The sequence below is a fragment of the Microbacterium salsuginis genome (genome assembly GCF_012524205.1).
Lineage (GTDB): Bacteria > Actinomycetota > Actinomycetes > Actinomycetales > Microbacteriaceae > Microbacterium > Microbacterium salsuginis.
On record NZ_JABACI010000001.1, the window covers coordinates 998,770 to 1,016,445 of the forward strand.

Genomic DNA, 17,676 nt, shown 5'->3' on the forward strand with positions numbered 1-17,676 from the left:
CTTGACCGCCCTCGATCTCACACGATACCTTGCCGAAAGCGATTTCGAAGTTTTCGATATCCCACACGGCAGCGGCGCTCGCACACCCGCACGCGCACGCTCAATGTCGAGCCAAGGAGACTGCAATGATCCACACCCGACGTCGCGCCGCCGGCTGGCGTGCCGCGACTGCTCTCCTCCTCTCAGGCGCTCTGGTCGGCCTCGCCGGCTGCGCCGGCGGAGGTGGAGCCACGACCGCCCCCGAAGACATCCCCGCCGAGGGGATCGACGACGGCAGCACGCTCACGCTCTGGACGCGCGCACCGCTCGAGAAGCAGGCGAACCTGCTCGTCGACGCGTACAACGCCAGCCACGAGAATCAGGTCGAGCTGACGGTCGTCCCGAACGACGACTACGTCGCCAAGGTCGGTGCCGCTGCCGGGTCGGGCGGACTCCCCGACCTGTTCGCCGCCGACATCGTCTACGTCCCCAACTGGGTCGAGCAGGGGCTGTTCCAGAACCTCAGCGCTCAGATCGACGAACTCGACTACAAGGACGAGATCAATCAGGGCCACTTGTCGGCCGGAACCGACGCCGATGGACAGGAGCACGTGCTGCCCTTCGTGCTCGACCTGTCGATGCTGTTCTGGAACAAGGAGCTCTTCGCCGAGGCAGGCCTGGACCCCGAGAAGGCGCCCGCCACGATGGCGGAGTACGCCGAGGCCGCCAAGAAGATCCAGGCGCTCGGCAAAGACGGCGTGTACGGCACCGCGACCGGGCTGAACTGCGGCGGATGCCTCGTCTTCACGTGGTTCCCCAGCATCTGGGCGTCTGGAGAGGACGTCCTGAGCGACGACGGTCGCGAGTCGCTGCTCGCGAACGACGCCGCCCAGGAGATCTACAGCACCTGGCGCGACCTGTGGGAGTCGGGCGCGGTGCTGCCGAGCTCGCAGGACGAGGCGGGCCCCACCTGGACGGCCGGTTTCACCGAGGGCAACGTGGGCCTGATGTTCTACCCGGCGACCTTGCTGTCGTCCACGCCGTTCGATGCGGGAGTCGCCGGCATCCCCGGTGTCGACGGCGGGGCATCGACGTTCGTCGGCGGTGACGGGATCGGCGTCTCGAAGGACTCGAAGCAGTCCGCACAGGCGTGGAACTTCCTGACATGGCTCATGTCGGAGGAGGCTCAGGTCGACGTGCTGGCGAAGAACAACGACGTCGTCTCGCGCGCCGACTTCGCCGACAACGAGTACGCGGCCAAGGACCCGCGCCTGGTGACGATCAACGAAGTGGCATCCGAGGGCGACACCCCCGTGGCGCTGAACTTCCAGCAGGCGTTCAATGCGCCCGGCAGCCCCTGGCTGACGCTCGTGCGCAATGCCGTCCTGGAGGGCACCGACACGGTCGACGCCGACAATGACGCGATCACGGAGATCCTCGCCCAGTGACGCCCGGTGGTGGCCCGGACGCCCGGGCCACCACCCCACTCCCCCGGAGAACGACATGTCCACCGACACCCTGACCCCGTCGACTCGCGCCTCGAGCCCGCCCGGCACGCCCGCCATCAGGCGCCGTACGCCGCGTGCCCGGCGCGACGCCCTGCGCGGCTGGCTCTACGCCTCGCCGACCGCACTGTTCGTCGTGTTCGTGTTCCTCGTGCCCCTTGTGCTGGTGCTGCAGATGTCGGCGTCGGACTGGCCGCTGCTCGCGGGCAACCGTGGCTGGAACCTGCCGCAGAACTACGTCGACGCGGTGGATCACCGGCTGTTCTGGGACTCGATCTGGTTCACCCTGAAGTACACCGTCATCACGACCGTCCTGCTGATCGGCCTGGGCCTCGGACTCGCGCTCCTGGTGCAGGAGTCCACGCGCTGGAAATCGCTCCTGCGCACATCGTTCCTGGTGCCGAGCGCCCTCGGCCTGGCCTCGGCATCCCTCCTCTTCTACGTGCTGTACTCGCCGTACGCGGGCCCGTTCGCCGACCTCATGCAGGCGTGGGGGTTCACGTTCCTGGGCACGCCCGAGGGCGCACTGTGGTCCACGGTCTTCCTCATCGTGTGGCGGTACGCCGGCTTCTACATGCTGCTCATGCTGGTCGGACTCCAGGCGATCCCCGACGACGTGTACGAGGCCGCCCGCATCGACGGCGCATCGACGTGGCAGACGTTCCGCGGCATCACGGTGCCGCTGCTGCGTCCGACGTTCGCGCTCACGATCGTGCTGTGCGTCACGGGCTCGCTGCTCGCGTTCGAGCAGTTCTACATCCTCACCAAGGGAGGCCCCGACAACAGCACCATGACGATCGTGCAGCTGATCTACAACGTGGCCTTCCAAGGGCAGAACAATCTCGGCATCGCCGCCGCGCTGTCGGTCATCGTGCTGCTCGCACTCATCGTCATCAACGTCTTCCAGCTGCGCGCCTTCCGCCGCGCCGACGAAGAGTGAAGGAGCCCGACATGACTGCACAGACCCTTCCGTCGGCCACGCGGCTCATCCAGACGCGCTCGCCACGTCAACGCGATCGACGTTCCGCCGCCCGCCTGGTGTTCGGCATCCCGTACGCGGTCCTCACCACCGCGCTCGCGATCATGTTCCTCTACCCGCTCATCTGGACCGCCGTCTCGTCGGTGGCTCCTCGCGCCGGCACGAGCCAGCCGGAGGGCTGGGGACTGGGCAACTACGCCGCGCTCGCGAACTACCAGGCAGGCATCTGGGTCTATCTCGGCAACTCCACCTTCGTAGCCCTGCTGACCGTGCTGCTCACTCTGATCGTCTCGACGCTCGGCGGCTACGCGTTCGCGCGCTTCTCGTTCCCGGGCAAGAACCTGCTGTTCCTGACCGTGCTGGCGATCCTCATGGTTCCGTACGCGACGCTGCTGATCCCGCTCTACGTCATCCTCAGCGCGGTCGGACTCAGCAACTCGCTCGTCGGCGTCGCGATCGTGCTGACGATGTTCCAGCTGCCGTTCTCGATGTTCATGATGCGGATCTCGTTCGAGTCCGTCCCGCGGGAGCTCGACGAAGCCGCCATGGTCGACGGCGCGTCGACGTTCGGGGCGCTGCGACGCGTGCTGATCCCCGCGGTCAAGCCGGGGCTCATCACGGTCGGCATGTTCGCCTTCCTCGCGGCGTGGAACGACTTCATGGCGCCGCTCATCCTCATCACCGATACCAACCGGATGACGCTGCCGCTGGCCGTGTCGAACCTCCGGGTGCAGGTGCAGGGGGTGATCGACTACGGCGCGACCGAGGCGGGCGTGGTCGTGCTCGCGCTGCCCTGCATCCTGCTGTTCCTGGTGCTGCAGCGTCACTACGTCCGCGGATTCATGTCGGGAGCGTTCAAGGGATGACCATGCAGACCACCACCACCCAGCCCCAGTCGCCCGTCGCTCCCCCGCACGGCGCTCGCCGGCCGCTGGGCCAGGACGAGGTGCGCATCACGGGCGGCTTCTGGGGCGAGCGGCAGGGCGTCAACGGTCGCCGCACGCTCGCGCACATCGAGGCGAAGCTGGAGTCAGAGGGATGGCTGGGCAACTTCGACCTCGCGGCCGCGGGCTCCCTGCCCGATGGCCGGCGTGGTCGCGAGTTCGCCGACTCCGAGGTCTACAAATACCTCGAGGCCCTCGCGTGGGAGATCGGCCGCACCGGCGACCCCGCACTCGACCAGCGCTTCCGGGCGGTGGTGTCGCGCGTCGCGGCGGCGCAGGAGCCGGACGGCTACCTCAACACGATGTTCGGCCGGCCGGGTCAAGGCGCACGCTGGTCGGCCCTGCAATGGGGCCACGAGCTGTACTGCCTCGGACACCTCTTCCAGGCCGCCGTCGCCCGAGCCCGGACCCGACCGGATGCCGATGACGGGCTGCTCTCGATCGCACGACGCGCCGCGGACCTCGTGTGCCGGGAGTTCGGGCCCGACGGCAGAGAAGGCATCTGCGGTCACGCCGAGGTCGAAGTGGGCCTCGCCGAGCTCTCCCGCGTCACCGGCGAGCGCCGTTATCTCGAGCAGGCCCAGGCGTTCATCGAGCGCCACGGCCACGGAACCCTCGGCGACATCGAGTGGGGTCGCAGCTACTTCCAGGATGACGTGCCGGTGCGCGACGCCGAGGTGCTGCGCGGGCACGCCGTCCGCGCGAACTACCTGGCCGCCGGAGCCGCCGACGTCGCCGTCGACACCGCCGACGACGGGCTGCTGACGTCCCTGCGGAGTCAGTGGGACCGCACCGTGGCCAGGCGCACCTACATCACGGGCGGCCAGGGCTCGCACCACCAGGACGAGGCCTTCGGCGAGGACTGGGAGCTGCCTGCGGACCGGGCCTACTCCGAGACCTGCGCCGGCGTGGGCTCGATCATGTTCTCGTGGCGCCTCCTTCTCGCGGACGGCGACGCCCGCTATGCCGACCTCATCGAGCGCACCCTCTACAACGTGATCGCCACCTCGCCGGCTCCGGACGGGTGCTCGTTCTACTACGCCAACACGCTGCACCAGCGCGTCCCCGGTATCCCCGCCGACCCCGACGCGGTGTCACCCCGCGCCTCGTCGTCGATGCGCGCCCCCTGGTTCGAGGTCTCGTGCTGCCCGCCGAACGTCGCCCGCACACTGGCGAGCCTGGACGCGTACGTCGCGACGGCCGATGCCGACGGCATCCAGCTGCATCAGTACGCTCCATCCGCGATCCGCACGACGCTCGCCGACGGACGCACGGTCGCTCTGGATGTGGAGACCGACTACCCGGCGAGCGGCACGATCCGCGTGATCCATCGGACGGATGCCGGCGGCCACGCGCCGTGGACACTGTCGCTGCGTGTGCCGTCCTGGGCTTCGGGCGCTCGACTGCGCGTGAACACGGCGGACGGCACGGAAGAACGTGAGGTGGAGCCGGGCGTGGCCGAGGTGCGCCGGGCGTTCCGGCCCGGCGACGTCGTCGAGCTGGAACTGCCCATGGCGCCGCGGCTGACCGCGCCGGATGCGCGCATCGACGCGGTCCGCGGCTGCTTCGCGGTCGAGCGCGGGCCCGAGGTGCTGGCGCTCGAGTCGGTCGATCTCTCACCCGCGGGCGTCGACGATGTCGGGCTGGTGGCGCTCGCGACCGGCGCGGAGCCCGTCGAGCGCGACGGCCGGGTATGGATCGATGTGGTCCGCCTTCCCGAGGGCGACACCGCGTGGCCCTACCGCGACGCGGCCGGTCGACCCGTCCCGTCGGACGGCGCGCCGGTGCCCCTGGTGGCGTACCACGAATGGGCCGAGCGCGGCCCCTCGACGATGCGGGTCTGGATCCCCGTGGCCTGACGGCGGCATCAGGACGAGGCGGGGGCGTCCGGGCTTCGCCCAGGCTCCTTCGGTAGACTGCCGGTGCCCATCCTCGATGTGCATCTACCTGTCTGCGCGCGTTCCCGCCCGGACAAGGCGGCACGAGCACCCCCGCCACCGGCGGCAGAAAGCGCCCGCAGATGCACACCACCACACTCACCGCGCCCCCGGCGACACGGCGCCCGAGCCTCATCCGCGAGGCCGGCTTCGCTTACTTCCCGATCGCGCTGGTGGCACGTCTGCCGTTCGCGATGATGGTGGTCGGCATCCTGACCCTCGTCGTCTCGGCGCGCGGCTCACTGGCCCTCGGAGGCCTGACCAGCGCGATGACCGGGCTCGGCACGGCGCTCATCGGCCCGCTCCTCGGTGCCGCCGCCGATCGGTTCGGGCAGCGTCGGGTGCTGCTGGTCGCCGGCACGGTGAACAGCCTGCTGCTCGCGGTGATGGCGTGGCTGGCTTTCGCACCGGTGGCGGATGCTGCGCTCCTGGTGGTCGCATTCTTCATCGGCGCCTCGATGCCGCAGGTCGCCCCGCTCTCGCGCAGTCGCCTCGTCGGGATCATCGGCCGCGCGTATCCGAAGGATCGCCGGACGTCGGTCGTGAACGGCGCGATGGCGTACGAATCGGCCGCTGACGAGATCGTGTTCGTGTTCGGTCCCGTGATCGTCGGCCTGCTGGCCACGACGCTGAGCCCCGTCGCGCCCGTCATCGGGGCAGCGGTGCTCGCGCTGGTCTTCGTCAGCGCGTTCGCGCTGCATCCCACCGCGGCGACCGCGGTCACCTCCCGCGGCGAGCGCCCCGACCAGGCACCGGCGCGCGAGCTCTTCCGGCTGCGGGTGCTCGCACCGGTCGCCGGCGCCCTCGGTATGGGACTGTTCTTCGGCGCGATGCTCACGTCTCTCACGGCCTTCATGGCCGAGCGTGGCGTGCCCGAGCAGGCAGGCCTGGTCTACGGAGCCATGGGCGTCGGCTCGGCGGCCCTCGCGCTCGGCGTGGCGCTCTTCCCGGCGCGCTTCACACTGTCGGCGCGCTGGCTGACCTTCGCGGGCGTCCTCGTCGCCGGATCGGTGGCGCTGCCGTTCGTCGGCACCGTAGGCGGCATGACCCTGTGCCTGCTCGTCATCGGCATCGGCATCGGTCCGACCCTGGTGACGCAGTACAGTCTCGCAGCGGGTCACAGCCCGCACGGCCGCTCGGCGACCGTCATGACGATGCTCGGCTCGGCGGTCGTGGTCGGCCAGTCCGCGGCATCCGCCATCACCGGGCTCGTGGCGGACTCGGCCGGCGCCGCCACGGCGCTGGTGGCCCCGCTCGTCGCGGCATTCGTCGTGCTCGCCGCGGGCGTGGCGAACGCGGCCGCGGCGCGCTCGCCCCGCTGACGCCCCGCCCCGCCTCGCCTCATCCGGTGCGCGTTCGGGGGGCACAACACGCGGCAAACCCGCATGCGACCCCGCAGTTCCTGCCACCCGAACACTCCCACCCAGACCCCGCTAACGTTCGGGGGTCACAACACGCGGCAAACCCGCGTGCAACCCGCAGTTCCTGCCGCCCGAACATCGGCCCCCGGGTCAGGCGGTAGTCAGACCGACCGGGTGCTCGCCCGCACGACGAGCCGCGGCACCCGGGTCGGCGGCGGCGCCGTGGACTCCTCGTCCTGCAGCTGGGTGAGGACGGCGGCCATGGCGTCGCGGCCGAGACCCACGAAGTCCTGCCGCACGGTCGTGAGCGGCGGGGAGAAGTGCGCGGCCTCGGGGATGTCGTCGAAGCCGACCACGCTCACGTCGCCGGGCACACGCAGGCCGGCGTCGGCGAGCGCGTGCAGCAGCCCGAGCGCCATCTGATCGTTGCCGGCGAACACGGCGCGCGGCGCCCGCCCGCTCGCGACCAGCTCCGTGCCGATTCGGTACGCCGACTCCGGCGACCAGTCCCCCCGCATCGGCTCCTCGCCCGCGATGCCGGCCTCGGCCAGGCGGTCACGCCAGCCGCTCAGTCGCTCCTCTGCGTCCATCGACCCGTGTGGGCCCGCGATGTGCACGATCTCGCGATGGCCGAGTTCGAGCAGATGCGAGACGGCGGTGCGCGCTCCCTGGCGCTGGTCGAGGGCGACCCGGATGCCGCGCCCCCGCGTCTCGGATGCGATCGCCACGAGCGGCACGCCCAGCTCCCATCCGTCGAATGCGTCGAGCGCGGCCCGTTCGGCCGCGAGCAGCACGATCGCCTCGACGTTCTGGCGGATGAGCATCTCGGTCGCCGACCGGAGGGTCGCCCGTTCCGCATCGGCGGGATTGGTCGCGATCACGGCGTACCCCGCGTCGCGCGCCGATTCGTTGAAGTTGAGCACGATGCTCGAGGGGCCGTAGTCGGGCAGGCCGGTCGCGACCAGGCCGATCGTCCGCGACCGGCGGGTGACCAGCGCTCGCGCTGCCTGCGAAGGCACGTAGCGGAGCTGCTTGATCGCCTCTTCGACGCGTTCGCGCGTCGCCGGTCGTACGTTGGGCAGGTCGTTCAGCACGCGCGACACCGTCTGATGCGACACACCGGCCAGGCGCGCGACGTCGAAGATCGTCGCGACGCGGTTCCGGTCGCCGTTCACGCTCACGTGCTGGGCCCGCTCCCCTCGGGACCGCCAGACGCCCCGCCCCCCATTATCGCGGTCGAGGGATGCCGCGCCGTGACGCGGACGCCGTTTCGGCGCGCTCTGCTCACGCCCGGCGTCGTCATCGTCGACGCGCCGTGAGCACGCGCTGCAGCACGATGAACACCAGCAGGAGGACGCCGATGAAGATCTTCGTCCACCACGACGACAGGGTGCCCTCGAAGGTGATGATCGTCTGGATGATGCCCAGCACCAGCACGCCCAGCACCGAGCCGAGCACGAACCCGTAGCCGCCCGCCAGCAGAGTGCCGCCGATGACGACCGCCGCGATCGCATCGAGCTCGGTGCCGATCGCGGTGAGCGGATACCCCGAGAGCGTGTAGAACGTGAACAGCACGCCGGCCAGACCCGAGCAGAACCCGCTCACCACGTAGACCAGCACCTTGGTGCGCGCCACCGGGAGGCCCATCAGCATGCCGCTGTGCTCTCCGCCGCCGATGGCGTACACCGTGCGGCCGAAGCGAGTCCGGTGCAGGACCCACACCGCGACGGCGACGACCACGACGGCGATCACGACGCTCCAGGTGATCGACATGCCCCCGCCGAGCGGGATGCGTCCGACGGCGAGCGCGATGAACGATGGGTCGGTGATCGAGATCGAGCTCTGGCTGATGACGTAGCAGAGACCCCGCGCAAGGAACATCGCGGCAAGCGTCGCGATGAACGGCTGCACCTTGAAGTAGTGGATCATGAGGCCCACCAGCAGCCCCAGCACGCTCGTGGCGACCAGGATGAGCGGGATCACCAGGGCAGGCGGCATCCCGGTCTGCAGCAGGCTCGCCGCGATCATCGTCGACAGCGCCACGACCGCCCCGACCGACAGGTCGATGCCGCCGGTGAGGATCACGAAGGTCATGCCGACGGCGAGCACGATGAGGTAGGCGTTGTCGACGAACAGGTTGAGCAGCACCTGACCGCTCAGGAAGCCGGAATACCGGATGCCACCGGCGACGAACACCGCGACGAACAGCAAGGCGGTCACAAGGACAGGGCCGTACTTGGGGCTCGTGAACGCGTCGCGGATGCGGGCGGCGGCGCTCGGCTTCGCGGCGACGCGAAGCGCGGGCGGCGCGGGCGTGGGAGTGAGAGTCGTCATGCGGATGCCACGCCCTTTCCTGCGCGCACGGCGAGGTTTCGCCGGAACGATGCGAGCGCCTCGTTGGTCGTGGGCGATTGCAGCAGGCACACGATGGTGACGACGGCGGCTTTGAAGACCATGGTCGCGATCGGTGGGATGCCGACGGTGTAGACCGTGGTCACGAGGGTCTGGATCACCAGCGCGCCGACCAGGGTGCCCGCGAGCGAGTACCGTCCGCCGGCGAGCGAGGTTCCCCCGATCACGACCGCGAGGATCGCGTCGAGCTCGATGAACAGCGCCGCATTGTTGGCGTCGGCCGCCATGGTGTTGGCGGTGAGGATGAGGCCCGCGACGGCGGCGCACACGGCCGAGAACGTGTAGACCGCGAACAGCAGTCCACGTGCCCGGATGCCGGCCTGGCGCGAAGCCTCGGGGTTGATGCCGACCGATTCGATCATGATGCCCAGCGCCGTGCGCCGGGTCAGTGTCGCGGCGACGATGAAGACGAACGCGGCGATGTACACCGCGATGGGAATGCCCAGGAAGAAGCCCGAGCCGAGGGCCTTGAACGGCGGACTCGTCACCGTGAGGATCTGCCCCTCGGTGATCAGCATCGCCACGCCGCGTCCGGCGGTCATGAGGATGAGCGTGGCGATGATGGGCTGGATGCCGATCACCGCGACGAGGAATCCGTTCCAGACTCCCAGGACGAGCGAGATGAGGAGGGCGACCACGATCGCCGTCGCGACCGTCGCCGGGTGCTCGGGCTGCGGCGAGCCCAGCAGGATGCTGCACGCCACCGCTCCCGAGATGGCGGCGATGGAGCCGACCGACAGATCGATGCCGCGCGTGGCGATCACCAGCGTCATGCCGATCGCGACGATGAGCGTGGGCGCCCCGTTGCGGAGGATGTCGATCAGGCTGCCGTAGAGGTTGCCGTCGCGCAGGGTGATCGCGAAGAACCCGGGCACGGCGATCACGTTGATCAGCAGCAGCACCGCGAGCATCACGATCGGCCAGAAGAGCCGGCTGGCGGCGAAGCGGGCGAGGAGGGCGGTCATCGGGATACTCCGTCCGTGTCGTCGCCGTTGCCGTCGGCGATGAGGGCGAGCAGGCTGTCGACGGTGAGGTCTTCGTTGGCGAGGTCGGCGACCTTGCGCCGGTCGCGCATGACGACGATGCGGTGGCTGAGGCGCAGCACCTCTTCGAGCTCGGCGCTGATGTACACCACGCCCATGCCGTTCTCGGCGAGGCTCACCACGAGCTTCTGGATCTCGGCCTTCGCGCCGATGTCGATGCCTCGGGTCGGTTCGTCGAGGATGAGCAGCCGCGGGGCGACGGCCAGCCATCGGGCGAGCAGCACCTTCTGCTGGTTGCCGCCCGAGAGGTTGCGCACGACGGCGTCGGGGTCGGCCGGCCGGATGTTGAGCGCCTGGATGTAGCTCTCGGCGAGTTCGTCCTGCCGCTTCTTGGGAATGGGGCGGAACCACCCGCGATCGGCCTGCAGCGCGAGGACGATGTTGTCGCGCACGGTGAGCTCGTCGACGACGCCCTCGGCGCGGCGGTTCTCGCTCGAGAACGCGACACGGCGCGACAGCGCCTGCCGCGGCGTGCGCAGCCGCGCGGGCTCGTCGCGGATGACGACGGTGCCGCTGTCGACGCGGTCGATGCCACCGAGCAACCGGGCGACCTCCGTGCGACCCGAGCCGAGGAGTCCCGCGAAGCCGACGACCTCGCCCTCGTGGATCGTGACGTCGACGGGGGCGACCGCGCCGCGCCGACCGATGCCCTGCGCGCGCAGGAACACGGTCGGGTCACCGGCATCCGCCTCCGCGTCCCGGACCCGCTGCTCGAGGTCGTCGAGGGTCGCGATCTCTTTGCCGATCATCTTCTGCACGAGGTCGATGCGCAACAGGTCGGGCGTGAGGTACTCCCCTACCAGGCGGCCGTTGCGCAGCACCGTCAGACGGTCGGCGATCTCGTAGACCTGATCGAGGAAGTGCGAGACGAAGAGGATCGCCACGCCGCTCTCTTTGAGCGAGCGGATGATGCGGAACAGCTCCGCGACCTCGTCCGCGTCCAGACTCGATGTCGGCTCGTCGAGGATCAGGACGCGCGCGTCGATGTTGATGGCTCGCGCGATGGCGATCAGCTGCTGGATGGCGAGCGAGTGGGAACCGAGGAGCGACCCGGGGTCGACATCGAGGCCGAGCCCCTCCAGCACCTCGCGCGCCTGCGCCCGCATCCGCCGGGTGTCGATCGAGCCGAACCGTCGCGGCTCGCGCCCGAGCATGATGTTCTCGGCGACCGACAGGTTGGGCAGCAGGTTGACCTCTTGGTAGACGGTCGAGATGCCGGCATCCTGCGCCTGCGCGGTGGAGTGGAACGACACCTCCTCGCCGCCGAGCCGGGTGGTGCCCGAGTCGATCGTGTACACGCCGGTGAGCGCCTTGATCAGGGTCGACTTGCCCGCGCCGTTCTCGCCCATGAGCGAGTGCACCTCGCCGGGGAACATGCGGAACGAGACGCTGTCCAGCGCCTTGACCCCCGGAAACGAGATCGAGATGTCGGTCATCTCGACGACGGGCGCCGGGGTGTCGGCGGGCGCCGGCGGGCGCGTGTGATCGGTCATCCTGGTTCTCCGTCGAACGGGCGGGTGAGTATGTGGTGAAGAGGGGCGGATGCCGTGGCATCCGCCCCTCTCTCCGGTGTTCAGTACTTGCGGTCGGGCAGCGCCTCGACGGCCTGCTCCTGCGTGAAGGTGGTCTCTTCGGTGATGATCCGCTTCTCGACGGTTCCGCCGTCGTTGAGCGTCTCGATGATCTCGACGAGCTGCGCTCCGAGCAGGGGCGAGCACTCGACGATGAAGTTGATCTTGCCATCCGCGAGGGCCTGCATGCCGTCCTTCACCGCGTCGACGGTGACGATCTTGATGTCTTCGCCGGGGACGAGTCCGGCCGCCTCGATCGCCTCGATCGCGCCCAGCCCCATGTCATCGTTGTGCGCGTAGACCAGGTCGATGTCGGGCTGCGACTTGAGCATCGCCTCCATCACCTGCTTGCCGCCGGCACGCGTGAAGTCACCGGTCTGGCTCGCCACGACCTCGAGGTTGGGGTTCTCGGCGATGACCTCGGCGAAGCCCTCGGCACGGTCGATGGCGGGCGCGGCGCCCGTGGTGCCTTCGAGCTGGACGATGTTGACCGGCTCGGTCGTGTCCTTGTACTCCTCGAGCACCCAGTCGCCGGCCTTCTTGCCCTCTTCGATGAAGTCCGAGCCCAGGAACGACACGTAGAGCGACTCATCCTTGGAGTCCACAGCGCGGTCCGTCAGGACGACGGGGATGCCTGCGGCCTTCGCCTCGTTGAGCACGGCGTCCCAGCCGGTCTCGACGACGGGCGAGAAGGCGATGTAGTCGACGCCCTGCTGGATGTAGGAGCGGATCGCCTTGATCTGGTTCTCCTGCTTCTGCTGGGCGTCCGAGAACTTCAGCTCGATGCCCGCGTCGGCGAACGCCGCCTGGATGTCCTTCGTGTTGGCGGTGCGCCAGCCGGACTCGGCGCCGACCTGGGCGAATCCGACGACGAGCTCGTCGAGCGGCTTCGGGCCCTCGGCCTCCCCGCCGGTGCCGCCGGCGCCACCGCCGGTCGCGCAGCCCGCGAGACCGAGCACCAGGGCGCCCGCCGCGGCGAGAGAGATCAGTTGCTTCTTCATGTGAGTGAACCTCCTTGTTCATCCGGGCGCCGGAGGTGTGCCGCAGCGCTCTTGGTTTCCGGAGCGGCCGGCAATGGCCGCGATTCAGGATGTTAGCGCTCACTGTTAGCGTTCACAAGCGCTCAGGTACGGGAATCGTGCAACGAACAGGTAACGGATGTGAGCGCGAACATTCTCACACGGCGAACGCCCGGCCGCACGAGGCGACCGGGCGTCCGACAGGCGCGACTCAGAAGTCGAATTCGCCGATGTTGTCCGCGTCGAACACGAAGGGGTCGCCGAGCAGCACGACGCCGTCCGCGCCCACCTCGTAGTCGCCGAGCTTGCCGGCCTCGAAGGTGTCGCCCTCTTCACCCGTGATCTCGCCCGTGATCAGGGCCTGAGTCGCGAACGCTGCGAGGTATCCGAGATCGGCCGGGTTCCACAGCGCGAACGCCGTCACCGTCCCGTCCTCGACGTATTCGCGCATCTGGTTGGGGGTGCCCAGGCCCGTCAGCGCGACCGTGCCCTTGTACTCCGACGTCGACAGGTAGCGCGCCGCCGCGGCGATGCCGACCGTCGTGGGCGAGATGATGCCCTTGAGCTCCGGGTAGGTCTGCAGCAGGGCGGCAGTCTTGTCGAACGAGGTCTGATCATCGTCGTCGCCGTAGACGACCTCGACGAGCTCGATGTCGGGGTGGCTCGCGGCGAGCTCCTCCTCCATCATCTCGATCCACGCGTTCTGGTTCGTCGCGTTGGCCGAGGCCGACAGGATCGCGATCTGGCCGGCGTCGCCGATCTGCTCGGCGATGAGGTCGACCTGGACCTTGGCGATGCCCTCCGCAGTGGCCTGGTTGATGAACAGGTCACGGCATTCGGGGTTGGTGTCGGAGTCGAAGGTCACGACCTTCACGCCGGCGCCACGCGCCTCGTCGAGTGCGTCGCAGATCGCCTCGGGGTCGTTGGCCGAGACGATCAGACCGCCGGTGCCCTGCTGGGCAGCCGTCTGGATGTACTGCACCTGCGACGTGGGGCTGGCCTCACTCGGGCCGACCTCTTCGAAGGTGCCGCCGAACTCCTCGGTCGCCTCCTCGGCACCGCCGGTCGAGGTGTCGAAGTAGGGGTTGCCGAGATTCTTCGGCAGCATCGTGATCGACAGGTTGGCGTCATCGCCGCCGTCGCCACCCGTGTCGCCGCCCGTGCCGCCGGCGCACCCGGTGGCGACGAGGGCGACCCCGAGCACGACCGCTGCGGCGACGCCGGCCCGGCGCTTGCGCTGAAGTCCGAACATCTTTGTTTCCTTTCGTGGTGCGGACAGATTGCTCACTGCGAGGGTGCGGGCGAGTCCGGCATGGACCTGCGCCGCCCCTCTCTCTTCCCGATGGCCGCGGCGCGCCGCGAGTGGAGCCATGCGAGGAGGCTGGACGACACCACGGAGACGATGAGCAGCACGCCCGTGATGACGTTGATGATGTCGCTGGTGACGTTGGCGAGGCGCAGGGCGCTGCCGAGCGTGCCGATGAGCAGCACGCCGGCGATCACGCCGTGCAGGGCGCCGCGCCCGCCGAAGATCGAGACGCCGCCGAGCAGCACCGCCGCGATCACCTGCAGCTCCATGCCCATCGCGTTGTCGCCGCGGGCGTTGGAGTACAGCAGCGTGAAATACACGCCCGCGAATCCCGAGACCGCGCCCGAGAACACGAACAGCAGGAACTTCGTGCGGCCGACGTCGATGCCCGAGAACGCCGCCGCCTCTTTGTTGAGGCCGATCGCATACAGCGACCGCCCGAACGGCGTGAAGTGCAGCACGATCGCGAACACGATGGCGAGCACCGCGAACGGGATCATGATGACCGGGATGGGCGTTCCCGGGATGTTGGCCTTGGCCAGATCAGTCCACTCCTCGGGGAACTCGGTGATCGCCGTCGTGCCGAGCAGCCCGACTGCGATGCCGCGGAAGAGCGCGAGCGTGCCGATCGTCACGGCGAGCGAGGGCAGCCCCACGACGGTCACGAGGAAGCCGTTGAAGGCGCCGGCGATCGTGCCGACCAGGACCGCGACGACCGCGGCCACCGGGAACGGCAGGCCCGCCTGCGTGAGGATGCCGGTCATCACACTCGACAGGCCCACGATCGAGGCGACCGAGAGGTCGATCTCCTCGGTGATGATGATGAGCGTCATCGGCAGCGCGATCAGCAGGATCGGTGCGACGTCGCGCAGCAGGTACGTCACCGTCAGCGGGCTGTCGAAGTTGGGCACCGCGGCGAGCGCCACCACGACCACCAGCACCAGGATCGCGATGATCGCCGCTTCGCGGGTCAGGAGCGCACGGCGCCAGGCGGGCTTGGCGTGGGCCTGATAGACACGTGCGGGCGCGGCATCCGTCATCGTCGTCATCGTGTCTCCTCCCGTTGCGCGATGAGCCTTCGATGCTGTCTGACGGCCAGGACGCGGTCGAGCACGATCGCGCCCAGGATGAGGACGCCGACCACGGCTCGCTGCCAGAAGTCATCGATGCCGAGGATCGGCAGGGCGCGGTTGATGGTGAGCAGCAGGAAGGCCCCGATGGCCGCGCCCCACACCGTGCCGACGCCGCCCGAGATCGCGACACCGCCGATCACCGCGGCGCCGATCGCCTGCAGCTCCCAGCCGAAGCCGGCCGCCGAGCTGACCGTGCCGTAGCGGGCGGCGTAGAGCACGCCGGCGAGCCCGGACAACGCGCCCGACACCACGAACGCCGAGATCACCCGGCTCGTGACGCGCAGGCCGTAGAGGTGCGCGGCGGCGGGGTCGGAGCCGATGGCGTAGAGCTCGCGGCCGCTGCGCAGATTGCGCAGGTACCACGCCGCGCCGATCAGCACCACGACGGCGATGATCGTCAGGATCGGGATGCCGAGCAGCGAGTCGGTGCCCAGTCCGCGGAAGTCGCGCGGCAGGTCGGACGCGTTGATGCGGTCGCTGCCGGTCCAGGCCACGTTGATGCCGCGGTAGATGTACATCGTGCCGAGCGTGATCACCAGCGCGGGAACGCGGGCGAAGGCGACGAGGGCGCCGTTGATGAAACCGAGCAGGGCACCCAGCAGCACGCCCCCCAGGAAGACCACCACGATCGGCAGGCCGGGGAAATCGATGAACAGGCGGCCCGTCAGGTAGGCGGTCAGTCCGACGATCGAGCCGACCGAGAGGTCGACGTTGCGCGTGATGATCACGACCGCCTGACCGACGGCCACGAGCAGCAGCAGCGACGGCGTGAGCAGCAGGTCGCGGAAGCCGTCGGAGGAGAACAGGAAGTTCGGGTTCGCCAGTGTCGCAGCGAGGATGACCAGCAGCAGGGCGATCAGGATGCCGGTCTCGCGCGCGGTTCCGATCCGTCGGACAAGCTTCGATGCGGCGCTCGAGCCGGGCCGGACGGGCGTGATCGTGGCGGTCATCGGGCGACCTCCGCGTCGGCGGTCGCGGCGTACATGACAGCCTCCGGCGTGGCTTGGGCGCGCGGGAACTCGCCGGTCAGGCGCCCTTCACGCATGACGAGCACGCGGTCTGCCATACCCAGTACCTCCGGGAGTTCGGACGAGATCATGAGGATCGCCAGTCCCTGCTGGGCGAGCTGGCTCAGCAGGCGGTGCACCTCGGCCTTGGTGCCGACATCGATGCCGCGCGTGGGCTCGTCCACGATGAGCACCTTCGGCTCGGTCGCGAGCCATTTGCCGAGCACGACCTTCTGCTGGTTGCCGCCCGAGAGAGTGCCCGCCTCGGCATCCAGCGCCGCGGTCTTCACCTCGAGCCGGCTCGCCCACACCGCGGCCGCCTCGTTCTCGCGGCCGCTCCACAGCAGGCCCCACTTCGCCAGCTTCGAGCGGATCGCCAGCGTGATGTTGCGCGAGACGCCGTCGTCGAGCACGAGGCCCTGCTTGCGGCGGTCCTCCGGGACCAATGCGATGCCGCGAGCCGTGGCCAGGCGCGGGTTGCCCTTGGGCAGCGCCCTGCCCGCGAGCCGCACGTTGCCGGACTCGTAGACGTCGACACCGAAGATCGCACGTGCGACCTCACTGCGGCCGGCGCCGACGAGGCCCGCGAGGCCGACGATCTCGCCGGACCGGACCGTGAACGAGATGTCGCGGAACACGCCCTTGCGCGTGAGTCCTTCGACCTCGAGCACCACGTCGCCGACCTCGGCGGGGAGCTTGGGGAACAGCTCGGTGACGTCGCGGCCGACCATCTGGCGCACGAGGTCGTCGACGGTGGTGTCGGCGATGGCGGTGGTGTCGATGTAGGAGCCGTCGCGCATGACGGTCACCGTGTCGCACAGGTCGAAGACCTCGTCGAAGCGGTGTGAGATGAACAGCAGCGCACGGCCCTCGTCGCGGAGGCTCCGGGCCACGGCGAACAGCCGCTCCACCTCGACACCCGAGAGCGCGGCGGTCGGCTCATCCATGATGAGCACGCGAGCATCGAGCGAGATGGCCTTGGCGATCTCGATGATCTGCTGGTCGGCGATCGAGAGACCCTCGGTGACGCGGTCCGGGTCGAGCGCGACGCCCAGGCGCTGGAAGATCTCGACGGCCTCCGCACGCATCGCCCTGCGGTCGATCCGGCCCAGGGCGCCGGTGGGCTGGCGGCCCATGAAGATGTTCTCGGTCACCGACAGATCGGGAAAGAGCGTGGGCTCCTGGTAGATCACCGCGATGCCGGCCGCCTTGGACTGCGCCGTGCTGGTGAAGTCCACGGGCTCGCCGTCGAGGAGGAACTCTCCCGCATCGCGTCGGTAAAGGCCGGCCACGATCTTGACCAGCGTGGACTTGCCCGCGCCGTTCTCGCCGATCAGCGCGTGGATGGAGCCGCGCTCGAGCGTCAGGCTTCCGGAGCGGAGCGCCACGACGGGACCGAAGGACTTGACGACCCGGTGCAGCTGGAGTGCGGGCGTCGACGCGGATGCGACATCGGCTGCCACGGCGGTCCTCCTCG

Annotated in this window: 14 protein-coding genes; 5 read left to right on the plus strand and 9 right to left on the minus strand. The window is 69.3% G+C overall.

Going from position 1 to position 17,676, the window contains the following annotated elements; all coding sequences use genetic code 11:
- The first annotated feature begins 125 nt into the window (after positions 1-125).
- The 5 genes from HF576_RS04890 to HF576_RS04910 all read left to right on the plus strand — a co-directional run bounded on the left by HF576_RS04890 (position 126) and on the right by HF576_RS04910 (position 6,666).
- Positions 126-1,427 (plus strand): ABC transporter substrate-binding protein, encoded by a 1,302-nt coding sequence (locus HF576_RS04890; protein WP_168911610.1) that lies wholly within the window; start codon positions 126-128, stop codon positions 1,425-1,427.
- 55 nt (positions 1,428-1,482) lie between these two features.
- Positions 1,483-2,424, plus strand: a complete 942-nt coding sequence (locus HF576_RS04895) for a carbohydrate ABC transporter permease (RefSeq protein WP_168911611.1) — start codon at positions 1,483-1,485, stop codon at positions 2,422-2,424.
- 11 nt (positions 2,425-2,435) lie between these two features.
- Positions 2,436-3,329 (plus strand): carbohydrate ABC transporter permease, encoded by an 894-nt coding sequence (locus HF576_RS04900; RefSeq protein ID WP_168911612.1) that lies wholly within the window; start codon positions 2,436-2,438, stop codon positions 3,327-3,329.
- Positions 3,326-5,266 carry a glycoside hydrolase family 127 protein gene (locus HF576_RS04905; RefSeq protein WP_168911613.1) on the plus strand — a complete coding sequence of 647 codons (1,941 nt, stop codon included), beginning with the start codon at positions 3,326-3,328 and terminating at the stop codon, positions 5,264-5,266. The genes HF576_RS04900 and HF576_RS04905 overlap by 4 nt, the downstream gene beginning before the upstream one ends.
- Before the next feature lie 161 nt (positions 5,267-5,427).
- Positions 5,428-6,666: an MFS transporter gene (locus tag HF576_RS04910; RefSeq protein ID WP_168911614.1), complete on the plus strand. Its 1,239-nt coding sequence runs from the start codon at positions 5,428-5,430 to the stop codon at positions 6,664-6,666.
- Between the two features lie 200 nt (positions 6,667-6,866).
- Here the strand turns inward: HF576_RS04910 and HF576_RS04915 are convergent, their stop codons facing one another.
- From HF576_RS04915 to HF576_RS04955, 9 genes are all read right to left on the minus strand, one after another.
- Positions 6,867-7,880, minus strand: coding sequence for a LacI family DNA-binding transcriptional regulator (locus tag HF576_RS04915; protein WP_343234165.1), 1,014 nt, complete (start codon positions 7,878-7,880; stop codon positions 6,867-6,869).
- Positions 7,881-8,004: 124 nt separating this feature from the next.
- A complete protein-coding gene (yjfF, locus tag HF576_RS04920; protein ID WP_168911616.1) occupies positions 8,005-9,039 on the minus strand; it encodes a galactofuranose ABC transporter, permease protein YjfF in 1,035 nt (344 codons plus the stop codon).
- Complete coding sequence (locus HF576_RS04925; RefSeq protein WP_168911617.1) at positions 9,036-10,082, minus strand: ABC transporter permease; 1,047 nt, start codon at positions 10,080-10,082, stop codon at positions 9,036-9,038. Before HF576_RS04925 ends, yjfF begins: the two co-directional genes overlap by 4 nt.
- Complete coding sequence (locus tag HF576_RS04930) at positions 10,079-11,653, minus strand: sugar ABC transporter ATP-binding protein (RefSeq protein WP_168911618.1); 1,575 nt, start codon at positions 11,651-11,653, stop codon at positions 10,079-10,081. Before HF576_RS04930 ends, HF576_RS04925 begins: the two co-directional genes overlap by 4 nt.
- A gap of 80 nt (positions 11,654-11,733) precedes the next feature.
- Entirely contained in the window at positions 11,734-12,732 is a 999-nt protein-coding gene (locus tag HF576_RS04935; RefSeq protein ID WP_168911619.1) for an ABC transporter substrate-binding protein, read from the minus strand.
- A gap of 229 nt (positions 12,733-12,961) precedes the next feature.
- On the minus strand, positions 12,962-14,002 hold the full coding sequence (rhaS, locus tag HF576_RS04940; RefSeq protein WP_168911620.1) for a rhamnose ABC transporter substrate-binding protein: 1,041 nt from the start codon (positions 14,000-14,002) through the stop codon (positions 12,962-12,964).
- Positions 14,003-14,034: 32 nt separating this feature from the next.
- Entirely contained in the window at positions 14,035-15,108 is a 1,074-nt protein-coding gene (locus HF576_RS04945) for an ABC transporter permease (protein ID WP_168911621.1), read from the minus strand.
- Positions 15,105-16,142, minus strand: coding sequence for an ABC transporter permease (locus tag HF576_RS04950; RefSeq protein WP_168911622.1), 1,038 nt, complete (start codon positions 16,140-16,142; stop codon positions 15,105-15,107). Before HF576_RS04950 ends, HF576_RS04945 begins: the two co-directional genes overlap by 4 nt.
- Positions 16,139-17,662 (minus strand): ATP-binding cassette domain-containing protein, encoded by a 1,524-nt coding sequence (locus HF576_RS04955; protein WP_168911623.1) that lies wholly within the window; start codon positions 17,660-17,662, stop codon positions 16,139-16,141. The genes HF576_RS04950 and HF576_RS04955 overlap by 4 nt, the downstream gene beginning before the upstream one ends.
- Positions 17,663-17,676: the final 14 nt, after the last annotated feature.